The organism is Acinetobacter sp. MF4640 (assembly GCF_002018895.1).
Taxonomy (GTDB): Bacteria; Pseudomonadota; Gammaproteobacteria; order Pseudomonadales; family Moraxellaceae; genus Acinetobacter; species Acinetobacter johnsonii.
This window is the reverse complement of sequence record NZ_MVOM01000050.1, coordinates 1-21,072: the sequence shown is the minus strand read 5'-3', so window position 1 is coordinate 21,072 and position 21,072 is coordinate 1. Positions and strand designations below refer to the sequence as shown.

The 21,072-nt window shown below is 41.8% G+C and carries 18 protein-coding genes and 1 pseudogene; 8 read left to right on the top strand and 11 right to left on the bottom strand.

Annotated features, from left to right (window positions below):
* Window positions 1-37 precede the first annotated feature (37 nt).
* From MF4640_RS14890 to MF4640_RS14885, 3 genes are all read right to left on the bottom strand, one after another.
* On the bottom strand, window positions 38-1,585 hold the full coding sequence (locus tag MF4640_RS14890) for a hypothetical protein (protein WP_078390072.1): 1,548 nt from the start codon (window positions 1,583-1,585) through the stop codon (window positions 38-40).
* Window positions 1,586-1,730: 145 nt separating this feature from the next.
* Window positions 1,731-1,898, bottom strand: coding sequence for a hypothetical protein (locus MF4640_RS19505; protein WP_171263900.1), 168 nt, complete (start codon window positions 1,896-1,898; stop codon window positions 1,731-1,733).
* A 129-nt stretch (window positions 1,899-2,027) separates the two neighbouring features.
* A complete protein-coding gene (locus tag MF4640_RS14885; RefSeq protein WP_078390075.1) occupies window positions 2,028-2,645 on the bottom strand; it encodes a rhomboid family intramembrane serine protease in 618 nt (205 codons plus the stop codon).
* Window positions 2,646-2,805: 160 nt separating this feature from the next.
* Between MF4640_RS14885 and nfuA the strand changes: the two genes are divergently transcribed.
* Window positions 2,806-3,444: a Fe-S biogenesis protein NfuA gene (gene nfuA, locus MF4640_RS14880; protein ID WP_004981041.1), complete on the top strand. Its 639-nt coding sequence runs from the start codon at window positions 2,806-2,808 to the stop codon at window positions 3,442-3,444.
* Window positions 3,445-3,617: 173 nt separating this feature from the next.
* Window positions 3,618-5,674: pseudogene (locus MF4640_RS14875) on the top strand (TonB-dependent receptor domain-containing protein).
* 54 nt (window positions 5,675-5,728) lie between these two features.
* Here MF4640_RS14875 and MF4640_RS14870 read toward each other — a convergent pair.
* Both MF4640_RS14870 and MF4640_RS14865 read right to left on the bottom strand, forming a co-directional pair.
* A complete protein-coding gene (locus MF4640_RS14870; RefSeq protein WP_078390071.1) occupies window positions 5,729-6,730 on the bottom strand; it encodes a hypothetical protein in 1,002 nt (333 codons plus the stop codon).
* A gap of 15 nt (window positions 6,731-6,745) precedes the next feature.
* On the bottom strand, window positions 6,746-7,777 hold the full coding sequence (locus MF4640_RS14865; protein WP_078390070.1) for an alpha/beta fold hydrolase: 1,032 nt from the start codon (window positions 7,775-7,777) through the stop codon (window positions 6,746-6,748).
* A gap of 310 nt (window positions 7,778-8,087) precedes the next feature.
* On the opposite strand from MF4640_RS14865, the gene MF4640_RS14860 reads away from it, so the two are divergent.
* The gene (locus MF4640_RS14860) at window positions 8,088-8,702 is read left to right on the top strand and encodes a carbonic anhydrase (protein ID WP_004981036.1); all 615 of its coding nucleotides are present in this window, start codon (window positions 8,088-8,090) and stop codon (window positions 8,700-8,702) included.
* A gap of 30 nt (window positions 8,703-8,732) precedes the next feature.
* On the opposite strand, the gene MF4640_RS14855 is transcribed toward MF4640_RS14860, so the two are convergent.
* Complete coding sequence (locus MF4640_RS14855) at window positions 8,733-9,374, bottom strand: arylesterase (RefSeq protein ID WP_005399878.1); 642 nt, start codon at window positions 9,372-9,374, stop codon at window positions 8,733-8,735.
* Between the two features lie 11 nt (window positions 9,375-9,385).
* Here MF4640_RS14855 and MF4640_RS14850 point away from each other — a divergent pair, with 11 nt between their 5' ends.
* Entirely contained in the window at window positions 9,386-10,114 is a 729-nt protein-coding gene (locus tag MF4640_RS14850; RefSeq protein ID WP_078390069.1) for an ABC transporter ATP-binding protein, read from the top strand.
* 1 nt (window position 10,115) lies between these two features.
* A complete protein-coding gene (locus tag MF4640_RS14845) occupies window positions 10,116-12,605 on the top strand; it encodes an ABC transporter permease (RefSeq protein ID WP_078390068.1) in 2,490 nt (829 codons plus the stop codon).
* A 30-nt stretch (window positions 12,606-12,635) separates the two neighbouring features.
* On the opposite strand, the gene MF4640_RS14840 is transcribed toward MF4640_RS14845, so the two are convergent.
* Window positions 12,636-13,451, bottom strand: coding sequence for a rhomboid family intramembrane serine protease (locus MF4640_RS14840; protein WP_005399875.1), 816 nt, complete (start codon window positions 13,449-13,451; stop codon window positions 12,636-12,638).
* Between the two features lie 77 nt (window positions 13,452-13,528).
* Between MF4640_RS14840 and mtgA the strand changes: the two genes are divergently transcribed.
* Together mtgA and ppk1 are read left to right on the top strand one after the other, a co-directional pair.
* Window positions 13,529-14,203, top strand: a complete 675-nt coding sequence (mtgA, locus tag MF4640_RS14835) for a monofunctional biosynthetic peptidoglycan transglycosylase (RefSeq protein ID WP_004694386.1) — start codon at window positions 13,529-13,531, stop codon at window positions 14,201-14,203.
* Between the two features lie 110 nt (window positions 14,204-14,313).
* Window positions 14,314-16,398 (top strand): polyphosphate kinase 1, encoded by a 2,085-nt coding sequence (ppk1, locus tag MF4640_RS14830; protein WP_058869227.1) that lies wholly within the window; start codon window positions 14,314-14,316, stop codon window positions 16,396-16,398.
* 85 nt (window positions 16,399-16,483) lie between these two features.
* Here ppk1 and oxyR read toward each other — a convergent pair whose 3' ends face one another.
* From oxyR to rubA, 4 genes are all read right to left on the bottom strand, one after another.
* Window positions 16,484-17,386 (bottom strand): LysR family transcriptional regulator OxyR, encoded by a 903-nt coding sequence (gene oxyR / locus MF4640_RS14825; protein WP_004981021.1) that lies wholly within the window; start codon window positions 17,384-17,386, stop codon window positions 16,484-16,486.
* A 13-nt stretch (window positions 17,387-17,399) separates the two neighbouring features.
* Window positions 17,400-18,338 carry an alpha/beta fold hydrolase gene (locus MF4640_RS14820; RefSeq protein ID WP_078390067.1) on the bottom strand — a complete coding sequence of 313 codons (939 nt, stop codon included), beginning with the start codon at window positions 18,336-18,338 and terminating at the stop codon, window positions 17,400-17,402.
* Between the two features lie 57 nt (window positions 18,339-18,395).
* On the bottom strand, window positions 18,396-19,574 hold the full coding sequence (locus MF4640_RS14815; protein WP_078390066.1) for an NAD(P)/FAD-dependent oxidoreductase: 1,179 nt from the start codon (window positions 19,572-19,574) through the stop codon (window positions 18,396-18,398).
* A 68-nt stretch (window positions 19,575-19,642) separates the two neighbouring features.
* On the bottom strand, window positions 19,643-19,807 hold the full coding sequence (gene rubA / locus MF4640_RS14810; protein ID WP_004694381.1) for a rubredoxin RubA: 165 nt from the start codon (window positions 19,805-19,807) through the stop codon (window positions 19,643-19,645).
* 513 nt (window positions 19,808-20,320) lie between these two features.
* Between rubA and MF4640_RS14805 the strand changes: the two genes are divergently transcribed.
* Window positions 20,321-20,863 (top strand): adenine phosphoribosyltransferase, encoded by a 543-nt coding sequence (locus MF4640_RS14805; RefSeq protein ID WP_078390065.1) that lies wholly within the window; start codon window positions 20,321-20,323, stop codon window positions 20,861-20,863.
* Window positions 20,864-21,072 lie beyond the last annotated feature (209 nt).

Below are 21,072 nucleotides of genomic sequence, written 5' to 3'. Positions count from 1 at the left end.
TTAGCTCTGTATTTTCTTGAAGCGGGTATTCAAGGTCTTACTTTTTCAGTAAAGCAAATACTTTGTTGAGTGGTAGCTTGTCTGCGGCAAAACCATAAAGTGCCGCAAAGGGCAGTGCGGTACGTGCTAAATAAGCTACACGCCATAAGCCACCGTGATTGGCACCATGCATCATCAGCTCTAATGGATGTTCAAGTTTGTTCTCTGGATTGGCTACAGACTCAGGATTACGCAGATCATGGATCCATAAAGCCGCCATGATTGCATTGGTGGTTTCAGGTTTAAAGGCTTCAACATCAAACAAGCTTGCCCCATTAAATGCGGCTTTGAGCAATGGGTTTTTGGTGACAGAGTGGGTTGTAGTTGATGGTGCAATATTAATGCTGACCCGCTGACCTTCTGAGCGAGCAAGCGTTGCACGCCACTGCTGAATACGTTTAGCCAATGCATAGTTCGGCCCTTGTTCAATGACTAAGCAGTCGGTGATGCCATAAGACTTGTCATTATCCGACTCGACGAGGTCATGTAGGTTTTTCTTAAAGAACAGTTGCCCGCTGAGGGTTGAAATACTTTTACTGATCATCTGCTGAGTTTTAGAGCGTCCACTGAACTTTTGCTCAGATGCTGTAATGACTTCCTCTGGAACTGCATAGACATCGGTAGGTGTACACATATACATCAAACTGGTATCTGCTTTTTGCGCACTGACATATTGCATAATCGCATCCATTGCAACAGAAACACGGACATGCTTTTCACCATCCAAATACGCAATCGCGGCCAAATCTAACTGATGTGGGTTTTGTACCAACCATTGTGCAATTTCAGGCACTTGGGTCAGTAAGTTCGCACCAAGTTTTTCTTTAAGCACAGACACAGGTGTTTCCGCGCTCAAAGCTTCAACTGATGGGGCATATAGCGTGGCATTGCCGTGTTGAATGGTGTCTAAAATTTTGCTCCACACGCGGCTATTCGGTAAATCAACTGCCACAATATTGGCTTTCCATTGGGCTAACCATGTGAGTGGACCCGCTTCAGATGCCGCACCGAACAAAACCATTGTGCGATCTGATAAATCAAACCATTCAGGATGTTCCACACAAGCAATCAGTGCTTCAGCATGACTGGGTTCAATCACACCTGCATCTAACCATGTTTGGATTTGTGCAAGTAAAGCACCCCCTTTAAGCTGTGTACCTTTGTAAGGCACTGACCACTCAGGTGCAGCATGACTTTCGCCTTTGAGTTTAATAGTATGCAGCGGTGCGCTTTCAAGTGACATTACATCTTTGAGGAGATGCTTTTGGCCATTGCGATAAAACTCAAATATGTTGTGTACTTTGATAAGACCGTCTTGTGCCATTTGAATAGGTGCAATTTGATTACGAATCCCAAATTCAACTAAGGATTTAAAATAGCGTGGATATTGTTTACGCCAGTTCTTTTCTGTAAGTGCGGTAACAGAGGTTTGGTGATCAACATTGGCTAAGGCCTCTGCAATAATCTCTTTCCCTGTGCGTGAGGTGCTAACTTTTTGTGTTTTAGGGTAAGTTGGAAATTGAAGACCATCTAAGGGATTGGACATGCAAGAAATCTCACTCAATTTTGCTATTTATATACAGTTGTAAACATTATCTATGCCAAATCAAATTCCTGCTTGGCATTTCATGCCAAATTTATGTAAAAATATATGTAATAAAAAAAGCCTTCTGAATAGAAGGCTTTTAAGTTTAGCAGCGACCTTTTTTGGCCTGTCCTGGTGGGCAGAAATCGCCTTGGCCATGAGGATAATAAGAACGATCAGGATCTACGATAATACTGCCTTCAGGGGTGTGTACCGCACAGGCTGAAAAACTGAGGCTGATCATCAAGGCTGCAAATATAGACATTATTTTCATCGCAATTTCCTTGGTTTATAGTTGTCCTGATGTTTATTGTAAAAATCAGGACCACCCGTTGCTGTGAAAAAATGTTACTGAGCCTATATGCGTATGGATGCAATCCATTTGCAATCTAGGGGTTCGGCTTTAAATAGGTAACTGGGTTAATTTGTTCAGAAAGTGCGGGCTAAGACGCGGCTCTAAAATTAAGGTCATGATGACCCCATAAGCAGCTCCCCAAAGGTGGGCGCTATGATTGATGTTTGAGTTGCCTTTTTTACCTGACCAGATGCTATATGCCACGTACAACACTGCAAAAATAATCGCAGGTACGGGAATAAAAAATACAAAAATCAGCTTCCAAGGTTCAAACAACACATAAGCGAACAATACCGCAGAGACCGCACCAGAAGCACCAAGGCTTGCCCAGCGCACATCATTCTTATGTTTTAAATAACTTGGTAAAATGGCAAAAATTAAACCACCCAGATAAAACAAAATAAAGCCTAACTCATAGAAGTATTGACGGTAAAAACTTTCAATAATGCTGCCAAAGAAAAACAGGGTGAACATGTTGAACAGGAGATGCATACCATCGGCATGAATAAAGCCATGTGTAATAAAACGATCGTATTGTCCACGTTGCATCGCAGGAGGCCAGAAAATCAGACGGTTCATCACGTTCTGATTTGAAAATGCCACCATAGAAATAATGACCGTAATAATAATGATCGTAACTGTATGATTAAAAGGTAAATCCAACATTTCTGAGATGTTCTGCATATAACTATCTTGTGGTCATAATGCCATTAAATTGAGCGGAAAGATGAACTTTCACAATAAATCCGACAATTTTGGTTGATTTTTTTTAATTACCCCGCATCTTCAGTTAAAATAGCAACTTCAGCTTGAGGAAATGATTGTTATGTCGACTGAGAACAGCAGCACTGCAGTTGCAGAGGAAATTCCAAACTTATTGATTACTCCGACTGCACAAGAGTATTTACGTGATTTATTAGAAAAACAAAATACACCGGGCATTGCTGTACGTGTATTTGTTGAAAATCCGGGTACACCACGTGCTGAATGTTGTATGGCATATAGCGCGCCTGAAGAAGTGATCCCAACCGATTACCGTCAAGATTATCCAGACTTTCCTGCGTATATCGACACACCGTCTATTCCATATTTATTAGATGCGGTGATTGACTACAACAAAGATCGTTTTGGTGGGCAGTTGACATTCCGTGCACCAAACTCGAAAGTACCACGTGTAGGCCCTGATGCATCGATTGAAGAGCGTATTACGTATATTCTTCAGTCTGAAATTAACCCAGGTCTAGCAGGGCATGGTGGTAACTGTGCATTGGTTGAAGTTGTTGAAGATGAAGAACATGGTTTAACGGCTGTACTGAAATTCGGTGGTGGTTGCCAAGGCTGTTCAGCAATTGATGTCACCTTGAAACAGGGTGTTGAAACGACTCTGCAACAACACATTCCTGAGTTACGTCGTGTGATTGACCAGACGGATCATACGCAGGCAGAAGGCGCGTACTTCAAATAATTTTAAACCATTTTAATAAATAACCTCCTTAAATTAGGGGGTTATATTTTATCTAAAGCCAAAATGTAATTGAGAATAATTATTAATATTAATTGCAATATGTTTGTCATTTGTTAAAATGCCCTACGAAATTTACACAATCTCTCCTTTTTTTGTATTTGGGTGTATGCGTTATGGGTAAAAATCTAACGAGATCAACTTTGGCTTTAGCGGTTGTAGGAGCAATGAGTTCATTTGCGATGGCAAATGAAACAATTGAAACCACGAAAGAGAAAGAAACAACACAATTACAGACGATTGTTGTTACTGCAGCAGGGTACGAGCAGGATGTTACACGGGCACCAGCCAGTATGACCGTAATTACAAAGGAAGAGCTCGAAAAACGACAATATAGTGATATTACTGATGTACTACGAAACACACCCGGAGTTGTAATTTCTGGAGCGGGTTCAGCTCAGACTGTAAGTATTCGTGGAATGGGGTCAAACTACACTTTATTTTTGGTAAATGGGAAACGCCAATACTCTAAAGATGTAAACCCAAATGGTGATGATAGTGGTTTTGAAAAAAATATTTTACCCCCAATGGCTGCTATTGAGCGAATTGAAGTAATCCGTGGCCCTGCATCTACATTGTATGGAACAGATGCTATGGGGGGGTTATTAATATCATTACGAAAAAAGTCAGTGATGAGTGGTCTGGAACGGTTGAATTAGGCACTGTTTTACAGGATCAAGGAAATTCTGGTGATATTAAAAATGGGACAATCTATTTGGCAGGCCCATTAATTGAAAATAAATTAGGTATGCAGTTGGGTGTAAACAAAAGTCAACGTAATGAAGATAGTTATATTGGTGGTTTTCGTGGTACAGAAGTAGAAAGTTTAAATTCTCGGTTTACATATTTAATTAACGATACACATGATCTTGAGTTAGAGGCAAACTTTACTAAACAGGAGTCAGAATCTACAGCTGGGAAAACAATTCTAAGTACAGGAACCGATTCTTATGGACGGAATTACAGAGACGTATTTAGCTTGACTCATAATGGTCATTATAGCGACTTATTAAGCAGTAGCTCATATATTCAATATGAGAATTCAAAAAACCCAGACCGTGTAAACAGCTCGACAGGTTTAAGTGGTATTGAGTTGGAAACTTGGCTTGCTAATTCACAATGGAATTTACAGTTAAGTAACCATAATTTAATTTCTGGTTTATATTTTAAAAATGAATCGCTTGTTGACCGTGCAACAAACCAAAATGCGGATTTGCCTATAGCTGAGTTGGAGCGTTGGGGATTTGCTATTTTTGCAGAGGATACATGGTCGATAACAGATCAGTTTAATTTAACTACTGGCTTACGGTATGACCATGATGAAAATTATGCTGGAAACTTCTCTCCACGTTTATATGGTGTCTACAATCCAACAGATGCATGGACATTTAAAGGCGGGGTCTCTACTGGCTACAAGCAACCTGACTTAAAGCAATCATCAAGCGATGTACACTCTGTAACAGGTAAGGGTAGTGCCTTCATTATGGGTAATGATGATTTAAAACCTGAAAAATCAGTAAGCTATGAATTTGGAACAGCATGGCAAGGGGATAAGTCTAAAACATCATTAACTGTATTCCATACTCAATATAAAGATAAAATTACAGAAGTTCGTGATTGTTCTTCACCAAATGGTAGTAACAGTAATTCAGCAACTTGGACATGTGCTGACCCATTTGGTCGTATAGACTCGACAACAGGTAACATTCGCTTATGGAACTTTATTAGCTCAAGAATTAATGTTGATGAGGCTATAATGCAAGGTCTAGAAGCGACATTTGATACAGAACTTGCCGACGGTGTGAATTTAAGTACAAACTATACTTATACAGAAACTGAGCAGAAATCAGGCGCTCTAAAAGGTGAGCCTTTGAATCAAATGCCAAAACATATGTTTAATGCGACGGTAGATTTTGATATTAATGAAACATTAGATGTTTGGACGCGTTTGCACTACAGAAGTGAAACATCCGCATATTTAGGTCGTGCCAGTATGTCTGAGCCTACACCAGCATATCAATTTTTAGATGTTGGTTTTAACTATAAATTTACACCAAGCTTGAAAGGAAAATTTGGTGTCTATAATATTCTGGATGAAAAAGCTGAAGATGCTGATGGTGAACAAGTTCTAGACGGGCGTCGTTATGGCGTAAGTTTCTCTGCAAGCTTTTAATTTATAGAAATTGGCTTAAATAAAAAGACCCGTTCAAGTAACGGGTCTGTCTCTTTAAAGCTTTAAAATCGCTTGTGCTTGGTCAGAATAATAAAACTGTTCTAAATAATAGCGTGCTCGATCACGTAAGTAATGTGATCGGATGAGCTCTTGAATAATAGGATTGAGCAAGCCTTGAAGTTCATTTTGAATTAAAGCTTCGTCGATATTTAAGTCACGTAGGAGTACATCAAAAGATCGTTCTTGGTTGCGAATGTACCAAGCGTAAACACCATCATGCACCTGTTGTTGGAGGTAGTCGGTTTGACGCATGTGTGCCCAAATTTCGTGACCCATTGCGACGGTTTGAGTTAAGTCCTGTACTTCAATATAATTTTTCAAAACTGATAAAGGCATGTCTTTGATTTTGTGCCAAAGGTTGGCTTGAAAGTGATATAGCTTTTCATCATTAAAGTTTTGATTTAACACCTGTTCGCTCATTTGACTGAGTTTTAAAATGTTCTTTTGCAAATAATGTCCGATGGTGTCATTTAGGTTTGAGTCTGTGACGGTTTCCAGTACCGACTTGCCCATTTTCATAAAACTAGAAACACCCGGCACACGTTTAGTCATCACCGAGTTGTTCAAATAGTCTTGAATCGAGTGCTGAATCAGCTGGGTAATCATGGCCGAAAAAGCTGGGTTATTTACTACAGTTTTAATTAGGCGCTGACGATGCCCACTTTTACTCGCGACATACTGCGCAATTTTGTCGATGGTAAGTACAGGAATCACATCGGCAACTTTGGTTGATTCATTGATGGGATGAATCAAGGCAAATTTAATATGTTCAGCAATTTGTGAAATCAGATACTCGGTCGCAGGTGTGGCTAGGACTTGTTTTTGCAACAGCGCATTGATGTCTTCAAAGCTCCATAGTTGCTGCAAAGTTTGTTTTCTAAACCATTGATAAAAGAGGGTGAATTCATTTTGTACGGTACTTGCTTGCGAAAACTCATGATCTAAAAAATTAAGATGAGCTTCAATGAGCTGCTCAATCATAGGGTGTTTCTGCATACGTACTCAACAAAATTAATTTAGTGGAATCAGTTTATCAGCCAATGGATTTTTTAACTTTTGTGTTTTTGCAAGAAAAGGCAGGTAGTGCTGTGCAACTGCTTGTTCTGCTTCCAAAAGTGGCATATGACCAACATTGTTAAGGATGACAGGAGCTTCAGCACGTTTCAATAAAGATTTGAGCTCATTCGCCACTTCGACATTAATAATTTTGTCCTGCTTACCCCACAAAATGAGGGTGGGTGCTTCAATATTTCGGGTCACTCGAGCAAAGGAGTCAGTGGTATAAATTCGGTTCAAGGTCACCAATTGATCAATCACTTTACTGTTTTTTTCAGCCTGAGTAATTAACTGTTTTTCTTGGGCGCGTTTTAAATAATAGGGCATTTTGATTGGGGTTTGCATGACACGTTGCATTACATCATCAAAATCGCCCGGCTTGCTCACAATCAAGTGCTTTAAATAATGCGGGTCTTTGGCATAGTTGGTGTTGGCGTTTTTATAAATGCCCGCACTGTTCAATAAAAACAAACTTTGCGTGTCAAAAGGGTATTGCGCGGCATATAGAGTTGCAATTGAACCACCAATGGAATGTCCTGCAACATTCAGCTTATCTTGTATATGAATAGCTTCAACAAAACGACGGAGTCGCTCTGTGACATTTGGCATAGAGAGATCAAAATTATCTGGGACTTTGGTGTCGCCGTTGGTTGGAAGGTCAGGGATAACCACGTGGTAATAAGGCGTTAGAAACTGTGCTACACGGTTCCAATTGTCTCGATTTCCAGCAAAACCATGAATCAGCAAAATCGTTGGCTTATCAACGGCACCGCCTTCGTTATAGCTCCAAACGATATCTTCCACTTTAAGTGTTTTGGTTTTTAAACCGGCGGTGACGCGTTCTTGTAGAAGGTAGCTTTGTAAACTGAGTTTGTCTTTGATGATGGTATTTTCGACCGCATGGCTGGCGAAAGGAAATGACAAAGCTAAGGCGAATAGACCGGCCTTTAAACTTTGTTTCAAGACGGATTTTGAGCGCATCATCATGGTTCATCCTTAAACGGAGATGAATGAAAAAACTGACCGAATAAGATAAAAATGCTCTGATTTTGAATGGTTTTTATGTTTATTTACAGGTCTGTTTGATTCTAATAGCTTTCATGCAAATGTCATTAATTATTTATTTGAAAGGATATACTGCATTTGGATAAAGTGTGAACTGCATAACGATTTGTTTGAGATAAAATGCAAATTTAAAATCAAGCAAAAAAAGAAGCGGCTATGTTTTTTGCAAGTGACAATCAATTTCGCTGGGATTAAACTAGTCCAACTTAATAACAACCGAGTGGGAAAGGGAATGCTAACAGCTCAAGAAGCTTTAAGCCGTCTAAAACAAGGTAACCAACGTTTTGTAGCGGGTGAGACAACCCACCATAAGCAATTGTCTCACCAAGCACGAGCAGAGATGGCGGAAGACCAAAATCCATTTGCGATTGTACTCGGATGTTCTGATTCTCGTGTGCCTGCAGAAATGGTCTTTGACCAAGGTTTGGGTGATCTGTTTGTTATTCGTGTTGCAGGAAATGTGGTTGCACCTTCGCAAGTTGGCAGTGTTGAATTTGCGGCTGAGCGTTATGACTGTGCAGTAGTTGTGGTACTTGGTCATAGCCACTGTGGCGCGATTCAAGCCACCATTGACACTCTGATGAACCCAGATAGCCCACCTTCTGCAAACTTGATGTCGATTGTAAACCGTGTCCGTCCTTCGGTTGAAACCTTGATGCAAACTGAACTGAAACATGACTTATGCAAACTGTCTAAACACGCGGTGCGTTCAAATGTATTTGCCTCTGTAAATCAGTTACGTCATGGCTCAGCTGTGCTTGAAAGCTTGATTGCTAAAGGCAAGTTACAAGTGGTTGGCGCTGAGTACTCACTTGAAAGTGGTGAAGTGGTTTTTTTTGACTTCTGATTAGCGGATATGATCAGAATAAAAGGCGCTTTATAAAGCGCCTTTTATATAGGGATAAGCTAAATTTAATAAAATAGGCTGTGCTTTGCCATTTGGATGGACCAAGTCTTTTTGCATCAGGCTTTTATTTCCTGCTACACCTTCCAAGAAGAAGGGCAGTAATTTAACTTTGTATTGTTGACTGACCATTTTGTAATTATTTTCAAATGCCTTGCTATAGGCTGTGCCATAGTTTGGCGGTATTTTCATTCCCAAGACAACCACGGTGGCATTGGCTTTTTGACTCTGTTGAATCAGTTGCGCTAAATTTTTTTGAATCATCTGAGGGGGTTGACCACGGAGTCCATCATTCCCGCCAAGCTCAACCACCACCACATTTGGCTTATGCGTTTGCAACAGTTTGGGTAAACGAGCCAAAGCGCCACTGGTGGTTTCACCACTCACACTGGCATTGACCACTTTGTGTTGTTTCGGATACTGTTGGTCTAACCGTTTTTGCAGTAAATTTACCCATGCTTGCTGTGGTTCTATGCCATAACCTGCACTAATGCTATCTCCTAAAACCATCACGGTTTTTGCAAAAACCCAAGTGGGGCTTAGGCACAGTGCAAGCAAAACCAAGTATGAACTGATACGTTTTTTAAATTTGCGATTTTGCACGAATATTTGCATATAGGGATGTTATGACCCAAGTTCATAGTGATGTAAGCATCATGCCACAAGTGATTATTTTTGCCCAGCAACTGACACAAAAGATTAAACTTCCGCAAAAAGAACTGACCATTTTCTCAGATTTGAGTCTGAGCATATTAGCAGGTGAACAAGTCGCAATTACAGGACGTTCAGGTTCAGGAAAGTCTACCTTACTGGGTATTTTGGCGACCTTAGATCAGGCTAGCGGTGGTGAGTTAATCGTTTGTGGTGAAAGTATTTCCAAGCTCAATGAAGAACAGCGTGCACAGGTGCGTTTAAAGCATATTGGCTTTGTGTTTCAGTCCTTTCAACTGCTGCCACACCTGACTGCTGTTGAAAATGTGATGCTGCCGTTACGGCTTCATCCATCATTTAACTTCGCTGAAGCGGAGCAACGTGCTTTGAGTTTGTTGCAAAAGGTTGGATTAGAGCGACAGGCCACCCAAACACCGAAGGTACTTTCGGGTGGGGAGCAGCAGCGCGTCGCAATTGCCCGTGCGCTGATTGCTGAGCCAAAAATTATCTTTGCCGATGAACCAACAGGAAACTTAGACAGTCAAACTGCGCGAGAAATTGAGCAACTATTGTTTCAGTTGAACCGTGAGTTGGGTACGACCCTGATTTTAGTGACGCATGACCATACGCTTGCAGAACAGTGCCAGCGCCATTTTGAATTACTCGATGGTCAGTTGATCGAACATCCTCGAACGGGAGGATAAAATGAATTCTCTATTTCAGCCCTTACTGAAGCAAAGTTTTAAAAGTAGCGGTGTGTATTTATTGATTATTGCATTGACCCTCGCGATCAGTGCAACGACTGCGCTGAAGTTCAGTAATGAACAAATTCAAAATGCCGTAGCGCTGCAAGCCGCCGAGATGCTAGCAGGAGATTTGGTTTTAACGGACAGCCAAAAACTCGATCCGAAATGGAAAGCACGAGCGACAGCTCTCGATTTAAAACAATCCGAAGTCACTGTCTTTAGTTCGATGGCATATACAGATGATCAGTTTGTTATGGTCAATGTCAAAGCCATCGATCAAGCCTTTCCTCTGCGTGGAGAGTTACGCATTCAGCCTGCTGCGAAGCGCATTGCCTCGGGTGAAGTGTGGTTGAGTCAGCGTGCTAAGGATTTGCTACAGGTTAAACTGGGCGATCAGCTGAATATTGCAGATGGTACTTTCAAGGTGACAGGCTTGATTGAGCATGATTCCAATCAAGAGTTGGGCTTTTCTGGGTTCTCGCCGACGGTGATTATTTCTGAAGCGGATATTACCAAGACCAATGCCATACAAGTCGGTAGTCGTATTGACTATCGTCTACTGATGGCAGGTACAGCACAAAATACTCAGCAGTTTGAAGCAAATTTTAAGAAGCAAAATGTAGCACCTATGGACGTAGATGCGGCCGCTCAAAGTGTCAATGCTGAGGAGCCACAAAACAGCTTACGCTTACGCAATGCCAGTGAGGGCAATACCCGCTTAATGAAACCAATTGCAAATTTGGACACTTTTTTGCAGTTGGCGAATATCTTAACGATTTTGTTGTGTGGAATTGCAATTGCTTTGACCAGCCAACGCTTTGTACAACAAAATCAAGATCACATTGCGCTATTACGTTGTATGGGGGCTGCGAAGTCACAAATTCTCTGGGCTTACCTCAGTTTGTTGGGTGTGGTGTTCTTGCTTGCCATGCTGGTCGGGAGTGTCGTGGGGGTAGGGCTGGGTTATGGCCTGTTACAGTTGATGTTACAACTGATTCCACACTTAAGTATTGCATTTTCAGCTTGGGATATGCTGCTCGGGCCGATTCCGATTGCCATGTTGACCAGTGCTGTGGTGCTATTGGGTTTTGTCTTACCAAGTTTTTGGGAGCTTTTGAATACTCCACCGATCCGTGTCATTCGCAGTCAAGAAAAATCGGTTTCGTCTATGTTTTGGATGCTGCTCGCAGGAACGGCAAGTCTGGTGCTGTTTAGTATCGTTCTGACTGAAAACATGGTACTGACAGCCATGGTCATTGGTGCGATTATTATTCTGTGTGCAGTGCTATACAGTGTGGTCTGGCTGAGTTTGAAGTTTATCCGTAGCTTGAAAAATGCGGTTTCTGCCTATGTTCGCACGCCTTACCAGACTGCATTTCAGATTACCGCTTTGGCTTTGGGACTTAGTTTAATTACGGTCTTAGCCGTATTACGAACCGATTTGTTAGAGCGCTGGCAGCAGCAAATTCCTGCGGGAACGCCTAATCAGTTTGTATATGGTTTACCGCCTTTTGACATGCCTGAGTTAAAAGCACAAATTGAGCAGAATCATTGGAACAGTACGCCACTCTATCCTAATATTCGAGGTAGACTGATTGCCAAAAATGGACAGCCTTTTGCTGCAGATTTGGTGAAGCAAAATAATTCCTTACGCCGTGAGTTAAATTTAACCCAAGCAGACAGTTATCCTAAAGACAATATGATTGTCTCTGGCGCATCAAAACTGACAGCAAAAGGACAAGTTTCGGTAGAAGCCAATACCGCAACAGAGCTTGGGATAAAAGTGGGAGACCAACTGACCTTTAGTTTACCAGAGGGTGTCATTCACGCCAAAGTGGCGAATTTAAGAACCGTGGAATGGGAAAGTTTTAGTCCAAACTTCTTCTTTATTTTTGCGCCAAAGACCATGGATGAAAATGCGGGCAGTTATTTGGGCAGTTTCTATGTGCCTGAGTCTGACAAAGCGAAATTGGTCAGCATTATTCAGCAATTTTCCAATACCGTCTTTATTGATGTCAGTTTAATTTTAGATGAAATTAAGCGCATCGTGACGGTGCTGGTGCAGATTGTCACGATCCTTGCAGTTTTAGTGAGTATTTCAGGTATTCTGGTTTTAATTGCTTGCCTGAACTTACTCATGGATGAGCGCAAACGTGAAGTGGCGTTATTACGCTCATTTGGGGGTTCCAAGCAAAAACTCAGAACCATGCTCAGTCTAGAAATTGGCTTTATTGGTTTTATGGCAGGTGTGGTTTCTTGTTTGTTTGCTGAAGCGATAAGTGCGGTCGCATGTTATCGCATGGGATTAGCCCTTCAGCCACACTGGGAAATCTGGCTCATTTTACCGCTGTTCATGACCGTACTCTGCGCGCTGATTGGGCGTTATCGCTTAAGTTATCTCAGTGAGATTCCACCTTTACAAAGTTTGAGAGAGATCAATCAATCGTGATTGATCTCTTAATATCTTAAGCGTTGAATCTTAGAAATTGAGCTGTTGACGCATCATCATTAACACTTCTGACCATAAGGGTTGAATGTAGACCACAAGGTTTTGGCAGTGTAAGTAAAACCAATACGAACCGCAGGCTGCCAAAACAAGGCTCAGCGGCATAATCCAACGCTGCTGCGTCTTTTGGGAGAGATACCAAAGTGCCGCCAAAACAGCACCCATCAACATGCCGCCAATATGTGCGGCATTATTAATACCTGAAATCATAAAGCCCATGGCTAAGTTGATTCCCATCACGATGAGCAACGTCTTTTTATCTAAAATAAAACGTTGCTGTGGGAGCATCGGCAGAAGGGATAGAACCGTCAGCGCTGCGCCCAGCCCCATGACGGCACCTGAAGCGCCTGCACCGACACGCGGCAAGAGTTCAGGGTTTGCTAAACCCACACGAATTAGTTCATAACTGTCTTGGATGGCAATATAACCACTGAGCAAGCTACCCATGAGGCCCGCAAGGACATATAGCGCAAGAAAATAGACACGTCCAAACATTTGCTCTAGCACACTGCCAAAAATATACAGCGCCCACATGTTCAACATGAGGTGAACCAAGCCAAAATGAAAGAACATACTGCTCAATAAACGCATCGGTTCAGCCAAGAAGGTGAGCGGTGCATAGTCTGCTCCCCAGCGTATGGCATCCGCCGTACTTGGATTGCTGACATCCATGCCATGCAGGACTTGCCAAAAAAACAGTCCAACATTCACGGCAATAATGACGGCGGTAATCCACCATAAATGTACGTCAAATTTTGTTTTGATTTGCGGAGGTGTAAGCTCGGTCATGCTATTCTTGCTAAAATTTTGCTATATTTGCCCAAGCTTAGCATGAATAAAAATGATTTTTGGAGTAAGCCACTGGCATGAAAGCTTTTATTGTTCGTAGTTTGTTAGTCGTTGTCAGCTTCGTGCTTTTGGTACAGTTGTGGATTTTTGCAAGTCTAGCGTGGTGGCGTTACAAGCCAGTGGAAACCACCATGTTTATGCGGATTGATTATTGGTCTGAGCCATCTAAGCCTATTCAACATGAATGGCGTGATTATGACGAAATCAGTGAGTACATGAAAAAAGCCATTGTTGCGGCTGAAGATGGCAAATTTATGCAACATCATGGTTTTGACTGGGATGGGATTCAAGCAGCGCTTGAACGTAATAATGACACGGGCAAAGTGGTTGCGGGCGGTTCGACGATTTCTCAGCAATTGGCCAAAAACTTATTTTTATATAACAAGCGTTCATTCATTCGTAAAGGTCAGGAAGCTGTTGCAACTTGGATGATGGAACGGATGTGGAGCAAAGAACGCATCTTAGAGGTATATCTGAACTCGGTGGAGTTTGGCGATAATATCTATGGCGTGGAAGCTGCAACCCAACACTACTTTGGTAAAAGTTCACGTAGCTTAAGCCGAGAGCAGGCGGTCTTTTTAGCGGCCATTTTACCCAATCCGAAATACTACCAAGATCATCAAAATGACCGTAAGTTACAAAACCGTGAGCGCATGATTCGAAAGTATATGCGCTATAGCGATATCCCTTAATTTGATTGATGTGAAAAAGCCCAAATTTAAGGGCTTTTTTTTATGAAATTGTCACAAAATTGAAGCATACTTATCATGATAAAACGCATTCAAATAATCAAAGGTTAGCTATGAATACGGCAGCAAGCACATCTCCGATACTACAACCTGAATACGCGTATAACGATCGCTATATTAACCGTGAGTTATCGATATTAGATTTCCATTTACGTGTATTGGAACAAGCCGTAGATCCTTTACATCCGCTGTTAGAACGGATGAATTTCTTACTGATTTTTTCACGTAACTTAGATGAGTTCTTTGAAATTCGTGTTGCAGGCGTCATGGAACAGTTGGATCTGGGTAATGAAAGTCGTAGCCCCGATGGCTTAACCCCACGCCAAGTACTCGACCAAATTTCGCAAACTGCACATGCTGCAATTGAACGTCAGTATCGTATTCTCAATGATGAAATTCTGCCGAAACTACGTGAGGAAGACATTTGCTTCTTACGCCGTGGGGAACTGACGCCTGCACAGTCTTCATGGGTGAAGAAATATTTCCAAGAACAGGTTGCACCTGTCTTAACACCGATTAGCCTTGACCCTGCGCACCCATTTCCGCGTTTAGTGAATAAAAGTCTCAACTTTATTGTGACTTTGGAAGGGAAAGACGCATTTGGTCGTCAGATTGATTTGGCCGTTGTTCCTGCACCACGTTCATTGCCACGTGTGGTTCGTCTACCGGATGAACTCACAGGTGGAAAAGAGCATCATGTGATGCTTTCAGCTATCATCCATGAGCATGTTTCTGACTTGTTCCCAGGGATGACAGCAACAGGCTGTTATCAGTTCCGTGTCACACGGAATGCTGATTTGGCGCTCAACGAAGATGTTGAAGACTTAGCCAAAGCACTGAAAGGTGAGTTAAGTTCACGTCGTTTTGGACGAGCAGTACGTTTGGAAGTTACACAAAACTGTCCAGAACATATTTATAACTACTTGCTAGATGAATTTGATCTGCATCAGGAGCAGTTGTATAAAGTCGAAGGACCTGTGAACTTGGCGCGTTTATTGTCCAATTTTAAACGTCCACATCTACGGTATGACGCACATATTCCTGTTATTCCTAAAGTGTTGAAAAAGTCGGAAAGCATGTTCTCTGCAATGCAGAAGCAGGATATTTTACTACATCATCCGTTTGAGTCTTTCGCACCTGTGATTAACTTGTTGCGTGAAGCTGCACGTGACCCACAAGTGTTGGCGATTAAGCAAACCCTATACCGCAGTGGTGCAGACTCTGAAATTGTACAAGTCTTAGCAGAAGCGGCGCGTAATGGTAAAGAAGTTACCGCAGTGATTGAGCTGCGTGCGCGTTTCGATGAAGAGTCAAATATCGAAGTGGCAAATGTGCTACAAGAAGCGGGTGCAGTGGTTGTTTATGGCATTGTGGGCTATAAAACCCATGCCAAAATGATTCTTGTGGTACGCCGTGAAAATAATAAACTCGTTCGTTATGTGCACTTGGGAACGGGTAACTACCATGCGGGTAATGCACGAATTTATACCGACTATGGCTTGCTCACGACCGATAAAGAGTTGTGTGAAGATGTACACCGTATTTTCCAAGAATTGACAGGTATGGGGAAAATGGCGAAGCTGAAAAAGCTACTTCATGCGCCATTTACGCTCCATGCTCAACTGATCAACTTTATTGATGATGAAATTGCCAATGCGAAAGCGGGTAAGAAAGCGCAGATTATTGTGAAAGTGAATGCACTAACCGAAGTGCAACTAATCAATAAGCTGTATGAGGCATCACAAGCAGGTGTACAAATTGATCTCATTATTCGTTCAATTTGTTGTCTACGCCCGGGCTTGCCAGGGCTTTCGGAAAACATTCGTGTACGTTCGATCGTGGGGCGCTTCTTAGAACATACGCGTGTTTTCTATTTTAGTAATAATGGCGATTCGCGTATTTATGGTTCGAGCGCCGACTGGATGGATCGAAATCTATTTAATCGTGTTGAGGCCTGTTTCCCAATTGAAGATCCAGCTTTGAAAAAACGTATTTATCAGCAAGGTTTGTTGACCTATTTGCAGGATAATCAACAAGCTTGGTTACTACAAGGTGATGGAACTTGGCTTCGTGCGACGCCAGCTGAAGGCGAAACCGAGCATAATGCACAGCGTTATTTGCTAGATGTGATTAAATAATTTTGGGGGAGGCTTGGATCTAAAAAAGATTCAGGCATAAAAAAAGGAGTCATGTTTGACTCCTTTTTTATGCACTAAAATAAGCTTAGTGTAGATCTTGAGTAATTTTTTGCAGGATTTGTAATAGCACATCAAATTCGCTTTGTAGCGGGGTGCTTTTACGTGTCACCAAAGCCAAGATACGGCTTGGAGCAGCTTCAATTTGTTTAACCATCAAATCTGGATTCGCTTTAATCATATTGGTATGAATTGCGATTTCAGGTAATAAGGTAAAACCAAGATCAGCCGATACCATTTCCACAAGGGTCGGTAAAGAACTCGCTTTTAAACGATGGTCATTCTTACGCTCACCAATTGGGCAGGCACTTAGAGTATGGTCACGTAAACAGTGACCTTCTTCCAGCAACATTAAGCGTGAAAGATCCAAATCATCCAGCGATTTGGCTTGGCTTGCGATATCTGATTTATTGCAGACCAAAAACAAACTTTCTTTTGCGACTTCGGCAACTTTTAAGCCACGTGTATCAAAAGGTAGAGCCAACACAACCATGTCTAAATTGCCATGTTCGAGTTTTTCTACAATTTTCTCACTTTGCGCTTCGTGTAAATGTAGTTGAATTTTAGGGAGTTGCTTATGCACTTCATCTAACAATTGCGCCAGAATAAATGGCGCAATGGTTGGAATAACACCTAGATGTAAATCACCAGTTAAAGGCTCGCTCATTTCTCGGCTTAAACGCATCAGGTCTTGAGCATCTGCCAGTAGAACACGAGCACGAGCAACGACTTGCTCGCCTAGAGGAGTTAAGCGCACATTTTGGCGATCACGCTCTACAAGTACGCCACCGAGTAGGCGTTCAAGCTCCATAATCCCGCCCGACAAAGTCGATTGGGTTACAAATGAACGGCGTGCAGCTTCAGTAAAATGCAGCGTTTCTGACAGTGTAACGAGATATGACAGCTGTCTTAAGGATGGTAATGCAGCCATAGTGTCCTAATGATTATGATTTAAAGTGTTGTGCAAATAATTCGCTAAGATTTGGAATGAAGTGCGGTGGGATATCATGCCCCATTCCATCAATTAATTCAAATTTAGCACCCATAATTGCCTTTGCAACGGCCTTTCCGTGACTAGGCGGGAGTAAACGGTCTCGCGAACCGTGTACCACAAGGGTCGGTTGTTGAATCTGTTTGTCCAGTTGCAATAAAGAACCTGTACATAATATTGCTAAAAACTGTTGAAGTACACCCGCAGGGTAATAACTTCGGCGATATAATTTGCGAGAAGTCTGAATTGACTCGATTGGATTGTGATAATCAGGCGAGCCAATGATCTTAAACACTTTCAAAGAGTGGCTCACAATTCCTTCTTCATCGGTCGATTCAGGTCGACCAATTAGACTAAAGAGTTGCTTTGGAAAAGGCGGCGGCAGTAAAGGTTGGTTGTTACTGGTGAACATTAGGCCGAGCTTTTTGACCTTCTGTGGGTGACGCGCTGCTAGAATTTGCCCAATCATACCACCCATGGATGCACCAATCACATAACTTTCATCTAAACCTAAACGGTCTAAAAGCAGTGCCACATCGTCAGCCATGTCATATAAGTCATAAGGTGCACCACGGTTATCTAAACCTAAAGCAAAACGACCCATCAGTTTGAGGGTGTTTAAGCGTGGACCTTGATGTTTAATTTTTGAAGATAAACCAATATCTCGGTTATCAAAGCGAATGATACGAAAACCTTGCTCAATCAGAGATTTACAGAAGAAATCAGGCCAAAATAAGAGCTGTGCTCCTAAGCCCATGATCAAAACAATGGTCGGATGATGGTCTTCGCCACCGATTTCGACATGGAGTTCAATACCATTGCCTAAGTCGACTTTGGTTTCGCGCATAAAAGAGGTATAGGGTGAAAGATTATATTGGAGTGCGCTATTCATTATTGTAATCCTCACATAAAGGACATCTATTGTTATAAATGTCCTTTTATTTAAACTCTAAACCTGTGCTGGAATCAAGTCTGGAACCAGTTTTGTTAATGCTAAACGTTGTTTCGCTGCGGTTGCACCGAGCAGTACGAAGCCGCGAAGTGTACCTTGACTGTCTAGGGCTTTGGCAATCATGCCATCGTCTAATTCCTCAGTTTCCCAGTTCACCTCTGCATCGATTGGCGCAGGCAAAACAGTGAGCGGCGCAGCAGGTGTTTTAACTGCTACAGGCATAGCAGGGTAATGCACTGCAGTTGTGTCACCATTTAAGGTTTTGGCTAAAGCGCGTGCTTGCTGCATGATCGGCATGACATAAGGCAGCAAGAGTCCGTTCACTTCAGCACAATCTCCTACCGCGTAGATATGCGGCTGATTGGTCTCAAGTTGTGCATTGGTCAAAATGCCACGACTGGTTTGAATATCTGCTTCTTTTGCCAGAGAAATGCTCGGTTGTAAGCCAATCGCAGATAAGACTACATCTGCAACCAAAGACTGACCATTCGCCAAGGTCACAACATAGTCACCATTTTCAATTTTAGATACTTTTTCAACTGTGGTGCCAAGGACAAAATGAATACCCGTTGCTTCAAGGTTTTCTTTAAAGGCACTTGAAACATGCGCTGGCAATAAACGACCCAAAGGCTGGTTTGCCAAGTCGATGACGGTAGCTTGATGGCCTGTATGTTGTAAATCATTGGCAAATTCGCAGCCGATGAGACCAGCACCTAAAATGACTACGCGTTTGTCTGCACGTTTTTCAAGTTCTGCGCGGAAGGTTTTATAGTCGTCTAGATTGTTTACAACTTGAATGTCATTGCTTCCATCACCTGCAATGGCTAAGCGAATTGGGTTTGCTCCTACCGCTAAAACCAATTGAGAGTAGGGCTGTGTAGATTCAGCTCCATCTTTAATAACGGTTAACTGCTGTTGTTCAGCATGAATCTCTTTCACCCAAGTATGCGTGGCAATTTGCATTTTCAGTTGTGTTGCCATTTTCTCTGCATCACCCAAAGCAATCTGTTCAGGCGCTTTGTTGGCAACAAAGGCATTGGACAATGTTGGTTTGGCATAATTAGTCGCATCATCTGCACATAGCATAAGCAGCTCTTGTTCAGGGTTCAGCTTGCGAAATTCACGTGCTACAGCATAGCCTGCCATACCTGAGCCAATGATGACGATGGGATGCATAAGCTTCTCCAGAGATTATTTTAAAGACGTAAAAAAAGACCATGCTGCATGGTCTTTAACACTATGAATTAGATTTCAACCATTTCAAAATCGATTTTTGACACGCCACAATCTGGGCAAGTCCAATCGTCAGGGATATCGTCCCATTTCGTTCCCGCCACGATGCCATCTTGTGGCCAACCTTCTGCTTCGTCATAAATCCATCCACAAACGATGCATTGATACTTCTTCATTTGACTCTCCAAAACGCTGAACAAGAAAGGGTTCAGCAAAATAATCCATTACGCAAGCTGCTATTCATCTGAGTGGTTAGCATACTTCGCTAACCTAAATTTTTACGCAGTTCTAATACGAATGTAAAGTAAATATCGGAGTTTAATGATTGAATCTATCTGCTAAAAGCGATGATCAGGACAAAACGTATCATTTAAAACCAGATCGTGTTTTGTAAAAGTGTGAAAGATATAGGTGATTTCATGAAAAAAGATGTTTTTTTTCAATTAGCTAGTCTTTTAAAATCCTTAAAATATAGACTAAGGTCGTGATGTAAATGCAGAGTTAAATTGCTATTTTAATATTGAGTACATCTATACCTAATATTTATTAAATAAATGATTTAATTAAAAACAATAATTTACATCAATATTTTGACTGTTCAGTTGGCTGCATGCCCAGAGCTTGTCTGTTTTTTTAACAGATAAAGCTGTAAAATTCATCTATTCTTTTTCAAATTTTATTGATCTCCTATGAACAACTTGTCTACAACGTTGTGGTCGCACATTCGTACGGTCCAAGATTTTCCAAAACCTGGGATTTGCTTCTTCGATTTAACACCATTGTTTATGAGCAATATTGACCCTTTAACTGACGCGTTAATTGCAAGTATTCCTGCTGAGCAGTTGGCGGAAGTAGATAGTTTTGTTGCTGTAGAAGCGCGTGGTTTTGTGCTTGCGAGCTTATTGGCACAACGTTTAGGTAAGGGTTTATTGTTGGTACGTAAAGCAGGCAAGCTGCCACCACCGGTGGTGGGTGTAGGTTATAGTTTGGAATATGGTTTAGACCGCTTAGAAATGGCAGCCAATACCCCGTCGCAAAAAGTGATTATTGTGGATGATGTTTTAGCGACAGGTGGGACATTAAAAGCCGTTAATCAGCTAGTGGCAAAATGTAATCATGAAGTGCTCGGTGCTAGTATTTTTCTTGATTTGCCTGATTTACATGCTGACTTAGGTTTAAAGATTTGGTCAGTATTAGATGACAAATCAAAACCAGAATCTGTTGCGGCGTAAGCAGATTAAAAAGCCTTGGGACATCCAAGGCTTTTTTTATTTATATAATGTCCCGTCCTGAAATAAGTTTACACCTTTAAGAGGCTTTGTTGCACAAAGATTTGAAATGCAAAGCGCCCCTAATTGAGCCAAATTTAAGGCGTAACTTGGGTAAGTGGTCGACCTAATTCCGTAAATCTGTTAAGGACTGCTACACGTGCATGGATCTC